This window comes from Spirulina sp. 06S082 (assembly GCF_034932145.1).
In the GTDB taxonomy this organism is placed as follows: Bacteria; Cyanobacteriota; Cyanobacteriia; order Cyanobacteriales; family Spirulinaceae; genus CCY15215.
In genome coordinates, this window is the sequence record NZ_JAYGHV010000298.1 from 1 (window position 1) to 16,609 (window position 16,609).

General features: G+C 44.6%; 18 protein-coding genes. 9 read left to right on the forward strand and 9 right to left on the reverse strand.

Going from position 1 to position 16,609, the window contains the following annotated elements; genetic code table 11:
• The first annotated feature begins 6 nt into the window (after nucleotides 1–6).
• The 3 genes from efp (at nucleotide 7) to VB714_RS18830 (ending at nucleotide 1,632) form a co-directional block, all read left to right on the forward strand.
• Nucleotides 7–570 carry an elongation factor P gene (gene efp, locus VB714_RS18820; protein WP_323226216.1) on the forward strand — a complete coding sequence of 188 codons (564 nt, stop codon included), beginning with the start codon at nucleotides 7–9 and terminating at the stop codon, nucleotides 568–570.
• A gap of 111 nt (nucleotides 571–681) precedes the next feature.
• Nucleotides 682–1,170 carry an acetyl-CoA carboxylase biotin carboxyl carrier protein gene (accB, locus tag VB714_RS18825; protein WP_323226199.1) on the forward strand — a complete coding sequence of 163 codons (489 nt, stop codon included), beginning with the start codon at nucleotides 682–684 and terminating at the stop codon, nucleotides 1,168–1,170.
• 102 nt (nucleotides 1,171–1,272) lie between these two features.
• Nucleotides 1,273–1,632 carry a metalloregulator ArsR/SmtB family transcription factor gene (locus VB714_RS18830; protein ID WP_323226200.1) on the forward strand — a complete coding sequence of 120 codons (360 nt, stop codon included), beginning with the start codon at nucleotides 1,273–1,275 and terminating at the stop codon, nucleotides 1,630–1,632.
• Nucleotides 1,633–1,749: 117 nt separating this feature from the next.
• Here VB714_RS18830 and VB714_RS18835 read toward each other — a convergent pair whose 3' ends face one another.
• The 6 genes from VB714_RS18835 to VB714_RS18860 form a co-directional block, all read right to left on the reverse strand.
• Nucleotides 1,750–3,525, reverse strand: coding sequence for an N-acetylmuramoyl-L-alanine amidase (locus VB714_RS18835; protein WP_323226201.1), 1,776 nt, complete (start codon nucleotides 3,523–3,525; stop codon nucleotides 1,750–1,752).
• A gap of 112 nt (nucleotides 3,526–3,637) precedes the next feature.
• On the reverse strand, nucleotides 3,638–5,581 hold the full coding sequence (locus VB714_RS18840; protein WP_323226202.1) for a PAS domain-containing protein: 1,944 nt from the start codon (nucleotides 5,579–5,581) through the stop codon (nucleotides 3,638–3,640).
• 71 nt (nucleotides 5,582–5,652) lie between these two features.
• Entirely contained in the window at nucleotides 5,653–5,853 is a 201-nt protein-coding gene (locus VB714_RS18845; protein WP_323226203.1) for a hypothetical protein, read from the reverse strand.
• A gap of 21 nt (nucleotides 5,854–5,874) precedes the next feature.
• Entirely contained in the window at nucleotides 5,875–6,438 is a 564-nt protein-coding gene (gene def / locus VB714_RS18850) for a peptide deformylase (RefSeq protein WP_323226204.1), read from the reverse strand.
• 93 nt (nucleotides 6,439–6,531) lie between these two features.
• Nucleotides 6,532–7,188 carry a ribosome maturation factor RimM gene (gene rimM, locus VB714_RS18855; RefSeq protein ID WP_323226205.1) on the reverse strand — a complete coding sequence of 219 codons (657 nt, stop codon included), beginning with the start codon at nucleotides 7,186–7,188 and terminating at the stop codon, nucleotides 6,532–6,534.
• Nucleotides 7,185–8,165 (reverse strand): ABC transporter ATP-binding protein, encoded by a 981-nt coding sequence (locus VB714_RS18860; RefSeq protein ID WP_416309739.1) that lies wholly within the window; start codon nucleotides 8,163–8,165, stop codon nucleotides 7,185–7,187. Before VB714_RS18860 ends, rimM begins: the two co-directional genes overlap by 4 nt.
• 193 nt (nucleotides 8,166–8,358) lie before the next feature.
• Between VB714_RS18860 and petJ the strand changes: the two genes are divergently transcribed.
• The 3 genes from petJ to VB714_RS18875 all read left to right on the forward strand — a co-directional run bounded on the left by petJ (nucleotide 8,359) and on the right by VB714_RS18875 (nucleotide 10,445).
• A complete protein-coding gene (gene petJ, locus VB714_RS18865; protein ID WP_323226207.1) occupies nucleotides 8,359–8,691 on the forward strand; it encodes a cytochrome c6 PetJ in 333 nt (110 codons plus the stop codon).
• 110 nt (nucleotides 8,692–8,801) lie between these two features.
• Nucleotides 8,802–9,797: an adenosylcobinamide-phosphate synthase CbiB gene (gene cbiB, locus VB714_RS18870; RefSeq protein ID WP_323226208.1), complete on the forward strand. Its 996-nt coding sequence runs from the start codon at nucleotides 8,802–8,804 to the stop codon at nucleotides 9,795–9,797.
• A 36-nt stretch (nucleotides 9,798–9,833) separates the two neighbouring features.
• Nucleotides 9,834–10,445, forward strand: coding sequence for a CP12 domain-containing protein (locus tag VB714_RS18875; protein WP_323226209.1), 612 nt, complete (start codon nucleotides 9,834–9,836; stop codon nucleotides 10,443–10,445).
• 74 nt (nucleotides 10,446–10,519) lie between these two features.
• On the opposite strand, the gene murG is transcribed toward VB714_RS18875, so the two are convergent.
• Nucleotides 10,520–11,584, reverse strand: a complete 1,065-nt coding sequence (gene murG / locus VB714_RS18880; protein WP_323226210.1) for an undecaprenyldiphospho-muramoylpentapeptide beta-N-acetylglucosaminyltransferase — start codon at nucleotides 11,582–11,584, stop codon at nucleotides 10,520–10,522.
• A gap of 55 nt (nucleotides 11,585–11,639) precedes the next feature.
• Here murG and VB714_RS18885 point away from each other — a divergent pair, with 55 nt between their 5' ends.
• Nucleotides 11,640–12,467, forward strand: coding sequence for a nuclear transport factor 2 family protein (locus tag VB714_RS18885; RefSeq protein ID WP_323226211.1), 828 nt, complete (start codon nucleotides 11,640–11,642; stop codon nucleotides 12,465–12,467).
• A gap of 2 nt (nucleotides 12,468–12,469) precedes the next feature.
• On the opposite strand, the gene VB714_RS18890 is transcribed toward VB714_RS18885, so the two are convergent.
• Both VB714_RS18890 and VB714_RS18895 read right to left on the reverse strand, forming a co-directional pair.
• A complete protein-coding gene (locus tag VB714_RS18890) occupies nucleotides 12,470–13,552 on the reverse strand; it encodes a potassium channel family protein (RefSeq protein WP_416309740.1) in 1,083 nt (360 codons plus the stop codon).
• 73 nt (nucleotides 13,553–13,625) lie between these two features.
• Complete coding sequence (locus VB714_RS18895; protein WP_323226213.1) at nucleotides 13,626–14,198, reverse strand: hypothetical protein; 573 nt, start codon at nucleotides 14,196–14,198, stop codon at nucleotides 13,626–13,628.
• A gap of 170 nt (nucleotides 14,199–14,368) precedes the next feature.
• Here VB714_RS18895 and VB714_RS18900 point away from each other — a divergent pair, with 170 nt between their 5' ends.
• Together VB714_RS18900 and VB714_RS18905 are read left to right on the forward strand one after the other, a co-directional pair.
• Entirely contained in the window at nucleotides 14,369–15,988 is a 1,620-nt protein-coding gene (locus VB714_RS18900) for an adenosine deaminase (RefSeq protein ID WP_323226214.1), read from the forward strand.
• Nucleotides 15,989–16,215: 227 nt separating this feature from the next.
• Nucleotides 16,216–16,434 carry a hypothetical protein gene (locus VB714_RS18905; protein ID WP_323226215.1) on the forward strand — a complete coding sequence of 73 codons (219 nt, stop codon included), beginning with the start codon at nucleotides 16,216–16,218 and terminating at the stop codon, nucleotides 16,432–16,434.
• Nucleotides 16,435–16,609 lie beyond the last annotated feature (175 nt).

Sequence of the window (16,609 nt, forward strand, 5' to 3'; positions counted from 1 at the left end):
CAATCAATGATTTCGAGTAATGATTTTAGAACTGGCGTAACGATTGAGTTAGATGGCTCGGTTTGGCGCGTTACTGAATTTCTCCATGTTAAACCCGGAAAGGGTTCGGCGTTTGTGCGAACCAAACTGAAAAACGTGCAAACGGGAAATACGGTGGACAAAACCTTTCGAGCGGGGGAAACGGTTCCCCAAGCGATTCTCGAAAAGCGTACCAAGCAATACACCTATAAAGACGGTGACGATCTGGTTTTCATGGATATGGAATCTTATGAGGAAATGCGCTTGAATCCCGATTCAGTGGGCGATCGCATCAAATATCTCAAAGAAGAAATGGAAGTCAATGTCGTCATGTGGGGGGATCGCGTTTTAGAAGTCGAACTTCCCAACACTGTTGTTTTAGAAGTCACTGAAACCGATCCGGGGGTTAAAGGGGATACAGCAACAGGGGGAACAAAGCCGGCGATCGTGGAAACTGGAGCCCAGGTGATGGTGCCACTCTTTATTTCTGTGGGAGAAAAGATTAAAATTGACACCCGCAATGATTCTTACATCGAAAGAAGTAAGTCGTAACTCAGGCAACAGGTAACAGGTAACAGGCAACAGTGATGATAGCTGGTAACTGGTAACTGGTAACTGGTAACTGATAACTTAATCCGCACACGCTATTGGGATTTGCAATCGGTGTCTATTGATTTTCAACAAGTCCGCGAATTATTAGCGGCGATCGCCCAGACAGATATTGTCGAATTGAGTTTGAAGAGCGATGAGTTTGAACTAACGGTGAAAAAAGGGACTCATTCCTTATCCACTGTTTCTGCTCCTGAATCGGCTGGAACATTGGCCAACCAAACTTCTCCTCCTCTTTCTAAGCTCTCTCCCTCCTCTCCTATCGTTATGGATTCTGCTCCCCCACCTACTGTGGAGCTTGGCTGGGTAGAAATTACCTCGCCCATGGTGGGAACATTTTATCGCTCTCCTGCCCCAGACGAATCGCCATTTATTGCGATCGGCGATCGCGTCAATCTTGGGCAAACTGTCTGTATTATTGAGGCAATGAAGCTCATGAATGAAATTGAAGCTGAAGTCTCCGGGCAGATTATGGAGATTGTGGTGGAAAATTCAGAGCCGGTAGAGTATGGTCAAGTACTCATGCGCGTCAAACCCGATTGACCCCTTGAGGAAAGGCAAAAATCACAAATCAGGGTTTGCTATGATTGTCATCATCGAAGAAAGACTGTTAGAATTCGGGGATCGACATTTTGCTTGAGGTTTATGGAACTTACCCAATCCGTATCGCAGGAAGTCATACAGCAATTAGCTGACTACTTCAGTATTCTCAGCGAACCCATGCGCTTACGAATTTTAACTTTCTTGCGCGATGGGGAAAAGTGCGTGCAGGAATTGGTTGAAGCGACGCAAACCAGTCAGGCCAATGTCTCAAAACATTTGAAGGTGATGTTGCAAGCCGGTATTCTCAGTCGCCGCACTGTGGGAACATCCGCTTATTACTGGGTCGAAGATCCGTTAATTTACGAATTATGTAATTTAGTTTGCCATCGTCTTGCGGCTCGCATTGAGCAGCAAGCCCAAGAATTTCGCGATTTTAGTCTCGCGAATGGCCGGGTTTCTTAAATTTAAAGACCTTCGTGAATGATTTTCCTTGTCGAGGGATATTAATTTTATTGGCTTGCTGTTGATGATTTTGCACTAACACGATCTAGGGTAAACAAATTTCAGAGAGTCCTGATTTTATTGGCTTACTTTTTGTAACCAATCTGCAATACCATCGGCGATCGCCCTCACTAATTTTTCCTGTTCCTGGGGACTCACGATCCACTCAAATTCTGTTGGGTTAATCATAAAGCCCAATTCAAGTAAAATCGCGGGTGCTGCATGAGGACGGGTCAAGGCCAAATTGTTCCAAAACACTCCATAGGAGGGACGCTCCAAATTCTCAACTAAATAATTATGGAGAAATACCGCTAAATCCTGTGCTTGGGGATGATACCAAAACATCCCCACTCCCGCCGTATTTACCGCATCGCCACTATCGGGTAAAGCATTGTAATGGACGGAAAACGCTAAATCTGGCTTGAGGCTGGCGATCGCATCCATCCGTTCTTGCAATCCTAACTCAACATCGCTTTCCCTGGTCATATAAACCGTGGCTCCCCGTCCTTCCAACTCTGCTTTTAAGCGTTGGGAAACCTGCAAATTTACTGCCTTTTCTGGATAACCATTGGGTCCTCGCGCTCCCAATTCCGTGCCACCATGACCGGGATCGAGGAGAATTCGCATTCCCTGCAAAGATTCTCCCGATCGCCCAGAAACCTTGGGAGGATGGCGCAAGGTCAAAATCAAACTCGTCCCCTCATATCGCAAGGCAAAACCCCACTGCTGCTGGGTTTTGAGGACAAATTGATACTCTAATTGGGTCGGTGTAATTTGCTGCCAGTCCAAGCGCTTAATTAAGGGATCGTCATCGATCCAAATCGTATCGGTTTGAGCAGTAGTGTTATAAAGAGTGAGAGTAAAAATTCCATCTTCTTGTTTAACGGAGACAGGAACGGGAACTTCGAGAGGAAAAATAATCTCTGTTTCTCCTTGTCCTTGGCGAGAACTAATACTGCGAATATTGGATTGAGGAGGAATAGACCCCGGAATGAGGCGCGTTTCGCTCTCTTTAATCCATCCACCATAATCCAAACGCAGCCATTCCCCTTCTCGTCCACTAATACTGGCTCGAGTTCCTTGGGGCAGGGGAGTTAAGCGAGAATAATCGGTACCCGGTCCCGTGCGAGCCACTCCCGATGGAGCCGTCACCTCAATTACTTCTAATTCGCGAGGGGAAAGAACCGCGATCGCGCCAGTTCCTGGTTGAGTATGGGTGGCACCGTTGAGGCTAATTTGGAACTCGGGGATGCCGAAATTACCGGGGCGATCGCTCGTGACGCAGCCTTGATATTGTGTTGCTGTTGTCGATCGGGGTTGATTTTGGGAGGTGAGGACGGCAGAATTAGGTGGGAGTTGGGCGATCGCCGCTTGGGGGGCTAGAGGTAATTCCAGATCGCTAACTTTAACGATAACTTGAGCATTAGAAGGGGCGATCGCGCCAAAACAGATCGGCTCTTCCGGTAATCTGGCGATGTCCCGTGCTGGAGTTAGGGAATCTGGAGCAAAATTGGCCCCCGTTGGGATGACTGGGCGATCGCTCTGTCGCGTCACCCGCACTCGAATCTCTTCCCCTCCCGAGCGCACTACAAAATCGTTGTCTCCTAAGCGCAAGGGAAAACTAGGAGCAAAATGCCCGGCTGGACTGCGCTGAATCTCTTTTCCATTAATAGACACCTTTTCCTGGGGGGAAGCTGTACCAATGAAAAAGATTTGTTCTGCTGTCGTCTGGTGTTCCTTGGGGGGATAGGCTAAGAATAGCGATTCTGCCTGAGCGGGGGAAATCATCGCACTCAATCCAACCATTGCGATCGCCCCTCCCAGTCCATAGCCTAAATTTTTTGCGCTTCCCATATTTTGCTTTTTTCCCGCTCATCTCTCCCTAAATTACTCCTTTTCTGAGTCCAATGCAATTGGATGATCTCAAAATTGAACATCTCCTCGGAAGAAATAATCAAGCTATCCTTTAATTTTCAGGTAGCAAGGGTAAAGTTATTGTAAATGTAGTTCCCTCGTTGAGTTTACTCTGCACATCGATCGCGCCCTGATAAAGCGCTACGGCTCTTTTGACAATGGCTAAACCTAAACCCGTTCCTTTGATTTCACCGACATTTTTAGCACGATGAAAGGATTCAAATAAATGGGGAATATCTTCGGAAGGAATGCCCAGACCGCGATCTTCAATTTGGAAGATAACTTCACAATTTTTGAGGCTAACATTCAAGGTAACTGGGGTATTTTGAGGAGAGTATTTAGTAGCATTTGATAACAAGTTTGTCAAGATATAACGTAATAAATTTTCATCGGCAATAATATTGCGATCGACACTTTCTCCATTGCTAAAAATGATACTATGTTGATTTTCGTCGATCGCCTCAATTTCAGCCAATAACTCCAAACAAAAGTTTTTTAAATTGAGTGGAGCAAGAGAAAGTTCGATTTTTCCAGCTTCTGCTCTACCCAGAATGAGAATATCATTTAAAAGTTGCAAAATACGATCGCTGGCACGCAATAGGCGATCGAGTTGTTGTTGTTTTTGTTCTTCAGAAAGTTTGTGACTGTAATGTTTTTGCAACTTGGCTGAAGCCATAATGACCGTGAGAGGAGTGCGAAATTCATGGGAGGCGATCGAGATAAAATTCGATTTTAGTTCATTTAACTCTTTCTCTTTTTCTAAAGCATGGCGAATATCATTTTCAGCTTGTTTGCGATCGCTAATATCTCGACCTACGGCTTGAATTTCAATTAACTCTCCTTGTTCGTTAAAAAAACCGCGATCGATCCATTGTTGAATTCGGCTTGTTCCATTGGGCAAAAAAGTACGAATTTCGCAGGTATAAACAGGACGATCCGGACGCAAAAGCGAATATTGTTGGTTTAATGTTTCCAAATCTTCTGGGACAATATCCGGCAACCATTTGCGATCGATAATATCTTGCCGAGATTGCTGGAAATAGCGACAATAGGCATCATTAACAAAAATAAGAGTTCCATCGACGCGATAGCGACAAATGAGTTCGGTTTGATCTTGTACGATCGCCCGATAGCGTTCCTCACTTTTTCGTAATTCTACTTCAGTTTGCTTGCGATCGTCGATGATGATAATTGAACCCACACACTCAATCGGGTTTCCTTCGTCATCTCGTATTAATTTCACCTCATCCCGCAACCAAAGATAATTGCCATTTTGATGTAAAAAGCGATACTCGTAAACTCGATGTCCGCTTACGAATAATTGTTCTAAATTGGCAAAAATATGCGGGATATCTTCTGGATGAAGTCGATCGCGCCAAAAGTTAGGATCTTGCAACCAAGATTGAGGAGAATAGCCTAAAATTTCTTTAATATTTTCACTGATAAATGTTGCAGGGAAACTCTCATCCTGAACTCCGCAACTATAAATCACTGCCGGACTCGAAGCAATCAAGTATTCAAATCGTGCTTGAATAGCTTGTAATGGTATTTCTGCACATTTGCGATCGCCGCAAGAGGAGAAATGGACTTCCATTGCTTGCCAAATTTGCTCTCGGGTAATTGTTCCGGTTATGATTCCCTCGTTGTCGATTAAGGGTAATACCAATAAACGATACTGGCGAAAAAGGGAGAGGAGTTGTTGAAAACTGGTGATTTCTGAGACTTGATAGGCGATCGCCCCTCCCATAGCCTCACTAACAGGTCGCTCGAACCAATCCCGATGCTTTGCCATAAAAGAGACGGCCTCTTTTTCTGTTAATACTCCCACCAAGGAAGAATTTTTATCTCCTAATGCAGTGACTAAAAGATAATTATCAAGAGTAGTTTCCTTTAAATGTAAAGCGGCGATCGCCTGAGCCAGTAAAGTCTGAGGAGGAACAATCGGTGGATAGCGATCGATCGCTTGGTTGAAAACATCGAGAAAACTGACTGACATGGCAAATTTTTTTCAGGATGCAAATTTTGCATCCTAGTAAAATTGTTGATAATATCGCCAGTAGGTCCTAATTAACGAGACTGATTGGCTTTAGTATCGCGAACAGCCGCCCAAAAGAGCAAACCCGTCAAAGGAATACTTGCTGCAAGGATAATCGCAGTAATTGTAGTGCCATAGGTAGGGTGTCCGTAAGAGAGTTCAAAAATTGAACCGACTCCGGCGATCGCGCAGATGCAGCAACCCGCTAACAAAATTCCGCTTTTTGGTGTCATTCCCATATTAGTTATCAGCTATCAGTTCACAGGTTTAACGGCATTAACTGAAAAATGATTCTTTTTCAGTTCCTCAGCCAAGACTAAATTATTTTTGACCCGATCCACAAATAAGACTCCTGTGAGGTGATCCATTTCGTGTTGAATAACTCGGGCAAGGATGCCATCGGCTTTTAGCTTCTGAGGTCTGCCGTTTTCGTCCTTAAAGGTCACTTCGATCGCCTTGGGACGGGTGACATCCAAATACACTCCAGGGATGCTCAAACAGCCTTCTTCTGCATCGCATAATGCTTTACTAGCACTAATAATCTTAGGGTTAATTAACACCAAAGGTTCATTAGACTCGTCTTTGGGTTCGCAGTCAATAACGATTAACTGTTTATTGACAGCAACTTGAGGGGCAGCCAAACCAATGCCATCGGCACTATACATGGTTTGTAACATTTCCCGAATCAGTTGGCGGACGCTATCATCGACCTTAGCAATGCGTTTGGCAGGTTGACGCAGAACGCGATCGCCGAGATGGTGAATCTCTAGGGGCGGATTTTTTAACTTTTTCTTGGCAACGGCGACGGCAGAGGACATAAGCAATTCAAAATTCAAAGTTCAAACTAGGGGAATTGGTTGCACCCCATCGGATTAGACAAATATTCTGTCTTGTTTAATCTTAACAGTTCTTTATGAATCTGCGAGGTTGACTTCTAAGAGTCCAGGGGGTGGGATAATTTCTATGCGCCCTGCTTTGATATCTACAACGGGGACAATCTCCGCAACAAAGGGGATGAAAATGCTTGGGGCAGTTTTTGGCGATCGCTTTTTCTTCTTTTTCCTCGATCCTGTTGCGACTTCGGACAAGATTTCGGGGTTTGCCTTTAAGGTATCTTCTAATGGCGCATTTTCTAGCACGGTTTGGGGTTGTGTATTTAAGGTCACTTCCAATAGGTCATTTCCTGCCGTATAAATCTCCGTAACTCGACCGATCGCCTCTCCGGTTGACTGAATAATAACTTCTAAACCCACCAGATCGGCAACGTGATATTCATCGGCTTTTAAGGAAGGGCGATCGCCGGCATCGACGAGGAATTTTGCACCTCGTAAGGCTTCTGCTTGATGAATATCTTCAATGCCTGCCAGTTTGATGATATAGAGTTTTTTCCCTGGTATCGATCGCCCAGATAATAATTCAAATTGTTGGGGATGAGAAGTATTAGGTAATTGCAACCATCTCACTCCAGGTTGTAAAAATCGTTCGGGAAAATCAGATTCAGGATAAACCCGCAATTCTCCTTTTAAACCTTGTGCGGCAACAATTTTGCCCACGTCTAATAATTTCATTTATTATTGGTGCTTGATGACTGTTTTAATGTTTGTAAGAAAAACTCTTCTAAGGAAGGTCGAGCCAAATTCATGCCGATTAAATGAGCATCCATCGCCTTTAATTGGCTGAGAAATTCTTGGGGATCTCCCTCAAGTTCGCCGTGCCAACCCGATCGCCCAAAGTCAAGTTCTTTTAAATAAGATTGTAGGTCTTCTGCATTGCCTCCTTGACCCGTGACGCGATAGCGATCGCCGCTACCTAATAATTCGTCCAGGGAGCCGGTGCAAAGCAGTTCTCCACGATCTAAAATGGCAATGCGATCGCAAATCTGCTCGACATCTGCCAAAATATGGGAATTAAAAAAGATAGTTTTGCCATGTTTTTTTAAGGAGAGAATAATCTCGCGAATACGATAGCGACCGATGGGATCGAGGCCAGACATTGGTTCGTCGAGAAAGAGAATATCGGGGTTATTTACTAAGGCTTGAGCCATGCCCACCCGTTGTAACATTCCTTTAGAATACTGGCGCATGGGCTTCTTTTTCGCGGTATAAGTATCCAATTCTACCCAGTCCAATAATTCAGGAAGACGCTGTTTTTGTACTTTTTGGGAAATGCCAAATAAGTCTGCGGCATACTGCAAGAACTCCCAAGCCGTGAGATAGTCGTACAAGTAGGGATTTTCCGGCAGATAGCCAATGTGTTGTCTTGTAGCGCGATCGCCGATAGGATTGCCCAATAGGGTTGCCCGTCCCGAGGTTCGGCGCACAAATCCCAGTAAGATTTTTAAGAGGGTTGTTTTTCCTGCACCATTGGGACCGAGTAAGCCAAAGGTTTCCCCCTCGTACACCGTCAGGGTAATACTTTTCAGGGACTCAATCAGGCGATCGAACCAAAAGCCTGTCCGATAGACTTTCTTTAATTCCCAGATTTGCACAACAGGGACGCGATCGCTTTGGGTATCGGAATGAGAGTCATTCTTTTCCTCTTCCAATCCTTTCTCTTCAAGGGTTTTATCGGGAACTAGAGTCATAAGACTACAGATGCAATGCTATTTCTATCTCGTCAATTATTTTAACCGTTTTGCTAGGCGATCGAAGTTTTACAAGCTGTCTTTTGACAAGATACTTAAGATTCTCGACGATCCCTAAATATAGCTTGACTGTACGACTAAAGAGGAGACCACCGTGAAAAAACTTCTGTTCACTGCATTACTATTGGTTTTTACTGCAACCACTTTCTTTTTGTCCCAACCTGCCTTTGCGGGAGATGCTGCTAAGGGAGCCAGCCTTTTTTCTGCCAATTGCAATGCTTGTCATTTGGGGGGCAAAAATGTCATTAATCCCAGCAAAACGCTCTCTAAGACTGATTTAGAGAAAAATGGATACGATCTGGCAGCCATTATTGCTCAAGTTACCAATGGGAAACCTCCCATGCCTGCTTTTAAAGGTCGTCTGAGCGATGAACAAATTGAAGATATAGCCACTTATGTTTTAGAAAAAGCCGAAAAAGGTTGGTAATCCTCAATCTTCTTGATTGTTTGAGGGATGTTAAACTTATAAGTTTAACGTCCCTATCCTATTTTTTGACAAGAAAATACTTGTAAAAGGGATAATACACTATTTTAAATATGAATGGGCAGATAACCAATGAGGCGATCGCCGTTTTAATTCTCGCTTCTCTCCTCGATCGCCTCATTGGAGATCCTTGGAGTTTCCCTCATCCCGTGAAGGTAATGGGAGCAATCATTCACCAGACAACGCAATTTATTTTCCAATTTAATTTGAACCCAGGACTTAAACGCAGCCTGGGAATTTTATTAGGAGGTGGACTCATTCTCGGCAGCGCGATCGCGGGATGGGCGATGGTGTATAGTGCTAATTTAGTTCATCCTTTTTTCGGCATGGCGATCGCCAGTCTGCTCTTAGGAAGTTGTTTTGCTGGGCGCAGTTTGCGAGATGCCGCAATGGATGTTTTAGTCCCTTTAAAAGCAGGAAAAATAGACCTCGCGCGGGCAAAATTGAGTCAATATGTAGGACGAGAAACTGCTAATTTATCCGAGGAAGAAATACTGCGAGCAATCTTAGAAACTGTTGCCGAAAATACCACAGATGGCGTAACTGCACCCTTATTTTATGCAATTTTAGGGCTATTCTTTCCCCTCGGTAGCGTCCCTCTCTGTTTGGCTTATAAAGCCGTCAGTACCCTCGATTCAATGATAGGCTATCTACGAGAACCTTACACCGATATTGGTTGGTTTAGCGCCAAATTAGAAGATATTTTAACTTGGCTTCCCTGTCGCATCACAATCCTCACTATTGCTCTGGTATCGGGAAAACCGAAACGAGTTTTATTCCTCTGTCGTCGCGATGCACCTCAAGATCCCAGCCCCAATTCTGGCTGGAGTGAATGCGCTTATGCGGCGGCGTTAGGAGTACAATTAGGGGGAGAAAATATTTATCAAGGGATTGTTAAAGATAAGCCCTTTTTAGGGGAAAGCGATCGCGCGATCGCGCCAGAAGTTGTCCTCGCAGCCTTGCACTTAATGCGAACCTGCTTTTTGCTAGGACTGGGATTGGCGATCGCATTATACAATTTGGGGCTTGTTCTTTCTACCCATTCCTAGAAAAATACTATTGGTCTACATTAAAAATATATCAACATGAAAGCATCAGATATTATGACAACGGATGTTGTCACCATTCGGGGTTCGGCAACCGTCGCAGAAGCCGTTAAAATAATGAAAGGAAAAGGGTTACGCGCTCTCATTGTTTCCCGTCGTACTGACGAAGATGCCTATGGAATGGTAACAGAAACCGATATTGCTTATAAGGTAGCGGCTTACGGAAAAGACCCCAAAACTGTTAAGGTTTATGAGATTATGACGAAACCCTGTATCTCTGTCAATCCCGATCTGGGAGTTGAATATATTGCTCGTTTATTCGCGAATACGGGAATTCGTCGCGCTCCGGTAATCCGCGATACACTGCTCGGTATTGTCTCTATTACCGACATTATTACCAAAAGTAATTTTGTCGAACAACCTAAAGAATTAACCTTAGAAGAAGAGGTGATTAAAGCACGAGATAGCGCTCGAGCAATTTGTTCTGAAAAGGGTGCGACATCTCCTAAATGTGCTTCTGCCTGGGATATTGTGGAAGAATTACAAGCAGAATTGGCTCACCAACGTGCAAATAAACCCAAGCAAACCTATTTTGAAGAGTATTGCGAGGAAAATCCAGAAGCCTTGGAAGCAAGAGTTTACGATACTTAAAATTAATTAGTTAAGCTACCTCCATTATCAGGTACTGTAGTGGGAGCGTCTCGCTCCCTAGAGTCCTAATTATGTCAATTTGCAACTTTCAAATTGTCTTGAATGAGGGCAGCTAATCGTTCAGCACTATCTGCTACCGCTAAAGTTCCTGCATTCTCTGACATTCTCTCTAACTCATCAGGATTATTCAATAAGCGTAAAACTTCTTTTTCGAGGATTTCTGGAGTGAGTTGCTGCTGACGATAAATCAAGGCTGCTTCTGCTTCCTTAAATGCCAAAGCATTATAATACTGGTGGTCTTCTGCGGCAAAGGGATAGGGAATTAAAATAGCAGGGGTTTTGGTTATTGCTAATTCTGTTAAAGTTCCCGCACCAGACCGACTAATGGCTAAATTGGCTCGTTGCAATAAGCCCGCCATGTTGTTATAAAACGGGAGGGGGAAATAGTGAGGATGTTGAAAACTGTCTGCGTCGGGGTCGCGATCGCCTGTCAAATGCACCAGATATATCCCAGTAGCCAGCCATGTTTTCGCACAATCTCTCACCAATTGATTTAAGACCACAGCCCCTTGAGAGCCACCCATGACGACAATAACGGTAGCATCTTGAGGAATCGGAAAATCAAGAGATTGAGGGCTTAAAAAGGTTTCTCTAACGGGGGTACTCAGCCAAATTGTTTTCTTTTTGGGCAAGGATTGTGCGGCCATCTCCAATCCGATCGCCACTTGGGTACAGAAGGGAGCCAGTAATTTCGTCACTTTTCCGGGTATGGCATTGGATTCGTGAATAATGACGGGAATACCGCACCATCGCGCGGCTAAAATGGCTGGGGCGGATATATAACCCCCGGTAGTGAAAACAGCATCGATGCGTAGCCGTTTTAATAACTTGCGAACCTGAAAAATGGCGATCGCCAAACGATAGAAAACAAAAAGAGATTTTAACCCTCGGGACTGAAACCCCTCCACATTAACTGTATGTAAGGGATAATCTGTCACCAGAGTTTGTTCGAGGCGACCGGTCACTCCCAACCAGTCAATTTGCCAGTCAGATAACTGTTCTGCAACGGCCAAAGCGGGGAAGAGATGACCGCCAGTTCCGCTAGCGGCTATCAGTAAGCGAGGAGAAGTTTCAGACACGGAGATCGAGATTTTGCTATAACTGAAAGAATTACTGTATTTCAACCTAACATTAATGGGCAGTTTTGCACGAGTGGGGAGTCAAACAAAAACGATGCTAAAAATGGGCTGGCGAGTATTATTCGCAACGGGACTGAGTTTGGGATTAACCTTGGGTATGGGGGCAACCGTTCGCGCCCAAGACCAATATCCTCGCAATACTCCCCCAGAATTGAAAACTTTTTTAACTCGGTTGGAAGATGCGGCAAATCGTCACAATTCTGATGAGGTGATACAGTTCTACAGTCAGGAGTTCGCTAACTCTGACGATCTAGACCGTTCTCAATTGTCGGAAAAGCTGGAAACCCTTTGGGAACGATATGGGAATCTTAATTATTTTACCAAGCTAGAATCTTGGCAACAGCAAGGCGATCGCATTGTTCTGGAAACTACGACTTTTATTACTGGAACTCGCACGGATAACGGTCGGGAAATGCGCCTGAAAACGCAAATGCGATCGCGCCAAGTCCTGCAAGGAGAAGTCTTTATTAGTCAAGAGATTCTCTCGGAACGCACGGAGATACTCATGGGGGACAATCCTCCAGAAGTTCAGTTTAATTTACCCGATCGCGTTCAACCTGGAGAACGATTTAATTTTGATGCTATTGTCAAAACTCCATTAGGTGAGGAGCTGCTCTTGGGGGCGGCAATTGAGGAGGAAGTAAATGGCGATCGCTATTTTAGCTCTGAAGCCTTCGATCTAGAGTTACTCCAAGCCGGAGGACTGTTTAAACAGGGAACAGCACCAGAAGAAAGTGGCGATCGCTGGGTTTCTGCAATTCTCATTAGTGGCGAGGGGACAATTATTATTACCCAGCGTTTGCGGGTTGAGGCCGCGGATTGAGCTTAAATTCGTCGGTGCGATCGCTTCTTTTCTTTGACCGGACTCGACCAATATCCTCGCACAGTCCCTAAAATTCCATTGAGGGCATGGAGTTGGTCGGCGGTCCCCATACAAATCAACAAATCTCCTGAATGTAAAGGCGTTTCTCCCGTCGGACCGCCAATTAAGGTTCCATCCTGACGGCGAATGGCGAGGACTAAAGCCCCCGACTGCAATCGCAAATTGGTTTGCTGTAAGGTTTTACCAATGTGAGGACAAGTTACCTCGTCCAGGAAAAACTCATCTAAATAGAGCGATCGGTTCATTCCTGTAATAATGCCATCCACAAAATCGATGGCGCTGGGACGCAGTGCTGCTGCGGCCAAGCGTCGTCCTCCGGTAATATAAGGGGAGACAACCGCATCGGCTCCTGCTCGTTTTAGCTTTGTGACGGCTTCTTCACTATTGGCTCGGGCGATGGCACGAATACTGGGCTTTAAAGTCTTTGCAGAGAGAATCGTATATAAGTTCTCCGCATCAGATTGCAAAGCAGCAACCAAACAGTCAGCGCGATCGATCCCCGCCGCATATAAATCATCATCGTGGGTAGCGTCCCCCTGAATGACCGTATAGCCTCGCTGTCGCGCTTCGTCCAAGGCTTCGCTTTGACTATCGATAATGATGAAAGGAACGTGTTCTGCTGCAAATTCTAAGGCAATTTGAGCCCCCGTCCGTCCGTAACCGCAAAGAATGTAATGATGTTCAAGCATTTCAATCGATCGCCTTCGTTGTCTTAGTCGCAGTCCTTCTCGAAAATAACCTCGAATCATCGCTTCTGTAAAGCGGTTGGCGATATAGCCAATAACAAAAATGCCCATTAAAATGAGAGCGATCGTAAACAGACGGGAGCGATCGCTTAAAGGTCTAACTTCAGAAAATCCCACTGTAGAGAGGGTGATCATGGTCATATACGCGGATTCTGTCCAAGACCATTTCTCGATGAGGGAATACCACAAGGTTCCCAGGATGAAAATCCCGCCCAGCCCAGCAAAACCGCCGATTAACTGGTTTTTGAGACGTTGGTATTTTCGTTCAAAGTTATACATATTGGGCATGAGAGATAGAATTTGTGCGGTATTTTTTGTGAATGTTCGATCGCCGCCCAACATTATTAATATTCTAAGTTTTTTCTAGCCAATGTTGTATTCCTTTTCGAGTCGGTTGTCCGGTGGGGGTAAAGGTCCACATCGATCGCTTGTGTTGCGGTCCGTAGCTGATATGAATGGGACGTTTTTCGCTATAATAATATAAGGAGTCAAAGGGTAATTGCTGCTCTAAAATCCAGTCAACGAGGGCATTACTAGGAACATCGGTAATGCAGAAATCACAGGCAGAACCGAGGCGATCGCAGTAATATTTCCCATTGCTATTTTTTTCGTGAGCGATATGTTGGTCCCGTGATGGGGTGACGCGGCCGTTTTTTTGTCCGGTGAGGGGGTCTTTTTGATTGAGATAGCGCTTTAAGTCGGGGGAACAAAAGCCATAAGTGAGGTGGAATTTTGCGCGGCTAAAATGGTCGATAATGGGGTCGATAATATTGCGGTTGAGGTCGGCGATCGCGGTGATGCTTTCAGGATTTTGGGGGAAAGGTGCGATCTTGGTTGCATATTTTTGATAGGTCTTAGTGCAAGTACAAAACTCAAATAATGTCAAGTATTTGCCAATAAAAACTTCTCGTTCTTTTTCCATCATGGCTGAGGAATAAATCGCGATAATTTAAGGTTCGCAGGAAATACATTCTTACCATGCGCGATCGCCTACTTCAAGATTCTTTAATTTTGCTTAATAAAACTAAAATACTCTTGTCTAGTATCCTTCAAAACGCTATCGTGTTGGTCAACTGAGTTGACGCAAAGAATGCCATGCACAAACCCTTCAATCTCCTCTTTTTCGCCAGTTTGTTGTTTTCATTAGGGTCAAACGTAGGGTCAAACCTAACGATCCCAAAAGCGATCGCACAAGAAACGACTCGGGAAACAACGATCGCGCAAAGACAAACGCGCAATAACACCAGCGAAAGGGTAGCTGCATGGTTTGAAAGTAATCGCGATCGCCCAACCAAATTACGCGCTTTTTTGCAACGGATGCCCAAAGGTGGAGATATTCATTCTCATTTAAGTGGTGCAGTTTATGCAGAAAGTTATCTTGAATGGGCAGCAGAGGAGGGCTATTGCGTTAATACAGACACTCTTAGTACAGATCATTTAACGCTAATTGAACCGCAAAACTGCGATCGCACTTTAGAGAATGCGATCGCAGTAGAGGATCTGCAAGAAAAACGCACAGATATTTATAACGCATGGATCGATCGCTGGTCAACCCGAAATTTAGCTTTTGCAGGGGAATCGGGTCACGATCGCTTTTTTAATTCGTTTCAAGGCTTCGATCCGATTTCTTCCTTACTATCCCGCCGAGGGGAGATGGTAGGGCGTGTCGCTAACCGCGCCGCCGCACAACACATTTTTTATCTCGAATTAATGCTTACTTTTCAGAGCAGCGAAGTGAGGAACTTGGGGCGTGAGGTCTGGGACGGAGATTTTGCCAGCACGAGACAAAAGTTACTCGCCAATGGTTTACCGCAACTCATCGAGGCAGGACAGAAAGAAGCAGAGGCGATCGCCCAAGGAATTTCTCGGGCCTTGGAATGCGATACTCCCAACCCTCAACCCGGTTGCGAAGTGACAGTCCGCTATCTTCAGCAAACCACGCGCATTAAGTCTCCGGCTGAAGTTTTTGCCCAATTTGTCTATGCTTTTGAATTAGTACAAACCGAGGAACTTGTCGTAGGATTGAATTTGGTTGCCCCAGAAGATCATCCCCTAGCATTGCGAGACTATACTCTCCAGATGGAAATGTTGCAATTGCTCAATCGTCAATATCCCAACATTAATATTGCTTTGCACGCAGGAGAGTTAACATTAGGTTTAGTTCCGCCGTCGGATTTAAAGAACCATATTCGCCAAGCTGTGGAAATTGCCGAAGCCGATCGCATCGGTCACGGTGCTGGTATTTTTTATGAAGAAAATCCCCTACAATTGTTAGAAGAAATGAAACGGCGTGGAGTATTAGTAGAAATTTGTTTGACCAGTAATGATGTTATTTTAGGAGTCAAAGGGGAGGATCATCCCTTTCCCGACTATTTACAAGCAGGAGTTCCAGTAACATTAGCTTCTGACGATGAAGGCATTTCCCGCATCGATCTCAGCAATGAATATTTACGGGCGGCGCAAACTTATAATTTAGGTTATTTGGACTTAAAGAAACTTGCCCGTAATAGTCTCGAATACAGTTTTATTGGCGGTGACAGTCTCTGGCAAAGTCCCAATTTTTCTACTATGATTGATGCTTGTGCGGATGATGTACCGGGAGGCACTCTTTCTCGGGAATGTAATGAATTTTTACAGACCAGCGATCGCGCCCGAGAACAGTGGCGTTTAGAGGTAGAATTTACTGAGTTTGAGAATCTTTCTTGGCTGCGTTAGTTGTTTCCTGGCTCAGGATCTGTCAAGACAGGAAATGCGATCGCTATCTAGAACTCTGGAAATGAGCGATCGCGATTTGAGATAATTTCATGATTGAATTTTACTGTATTTTTTCTTTTCCGATCGCGTAGATGTGTCAGAATAGAAAAGTACAATTTCCGATGGGACGCTAGGCGATCGCCTCATCTGAATTCAACAAAAGAAGATTTGGGAAGAAAGAGGTAAAAATGACTGCACAATTACTCCGCAAAAAATTTACCGTGAGTGAGTTCTGTAAAATGGCAGAAACGGGAATTTTCAGCAATGAAGATAATATTGAACTGATTGAGGGAGAGATTGTCGAAATGGGGAAAATTGGCAGACGACACGCTGCTTACTGCGATCGCCTAAACGACTTATTTCGCGATAAATTTGCAAAACAAGTTCTCATTCGCGTTCAACAATAAAGCGCAGGATTCCCCGCTTGTATGTGAAGCATCAAGCGTGGGAGGAATGCGATACAATCTGACCCCCAATGGGGAGGATTGTATGACTTGGCTTGTAGAAAGAGTTTTGTCTAACTGCATTTTCTTTGCTACACTAACAATCTCGTACTGCGCTTACTCAACCGAGTTTTCGAGA

Excerpts from the sequence above, each read along its gene's own strand:
- cbiB (WP_323226208.1), top strand. The coding sequence starts at position 8,802 with ATGAATGGGCAGATAACCAATGAGGCGATCGCCGTTTTAATTCTCGCT.
- VB714_RS18885 (WP_323226211.1), top strand. The coding sequence starts at position 11,640 with ATGGGCAGTTTTGCACGAGTGGGGAGTCAAACAAAAACGATGCTAAAA.
- def (WP_323226204.1), bottom strand. The coding sequence starts at position 6,438 with ATGTCCTCTGCCGTCGCCGTTGCCAAGAAAAAGTTAAAAAATCCGCCC.
- VB714_RS18830 (WP_323226200.1), top strand. The coding sequence starts at position 1,273 with ATGGAACTTACCCAATCCGTATCGCAGGAAGTCATACAGCAATTAGCT.
- VB714_RS18895 (WP_323226213.1), bottom strand. The coding sequence starts at position 14,198 with ATGATGGAAAAAGAACGAGAAGTTTTTATTGGCAAATACTTGACATTA.
- rimM (WP_323226205.1), bottom strand. The coding sequence starts at position 7,188 with ATGAAATTATTAGACGTGGGCAAAATTGTTGCCGCACAAGGTTTAAAA.
- VB714_RS18875 (WP_323226209.1), top strand. The coding sequence starts at position 9,834 with ATGAAAGCATCAGATATTATGACAACGGATGTTGTCACCATTCGGGGT.
- VB714_RS18840 (WP_323226202.1), bottom strand. The coding sequence starts at position 5,581 with ATGTCAGTCAGTTTTCTCGATGTTTTCAACCAAGCGATCGATCGCTAT.
- VB714_RS18835 (WP_323226201.1), bottom strand. The coding sequence starts at position 3,525 with ATGGGAAGCGCAAAAAATTTAGGCTATGGACTGGGAGGGGCGATCGCA.
- VB714_RS18845 (WP_323226203.1), bottom strand. The coding sequence starts at position 5,853 with ATGACACCAAAAAGCGGAATTTTGTTAGCGGGTTGCTGCATCTGCGCG.
- VB714_RS18905 (WP_323226215.1), top strand. The coding sequence starts at position 16,216 with ATGACTGCACAATTACTCCGCAAAAAATTTACCGTGAGTGAGTTCTGT.
- VB714_RS18890 (WP_416309740.1), bottom strand. The coding sequence starts at position 13,552 with ATGTATAACTTTGAACGAAAATACCAACGTCTCAAAAACCAGTTAATC.
- efp (WP_323226216.1), top strand. The coding sequence starts at position 7 with ATGATTTCGAGTAATGATTTTAGAACTGGCGTAACGATTGAGTTAGAT.
- VB714_RS18900 (WP_323226214.1), top strand. The coding sequence starts at position 14,369 with ATGCACAAACCCTTCAATCTCCTCTTTTTCGCCAGTTTGTTGTTTTCA.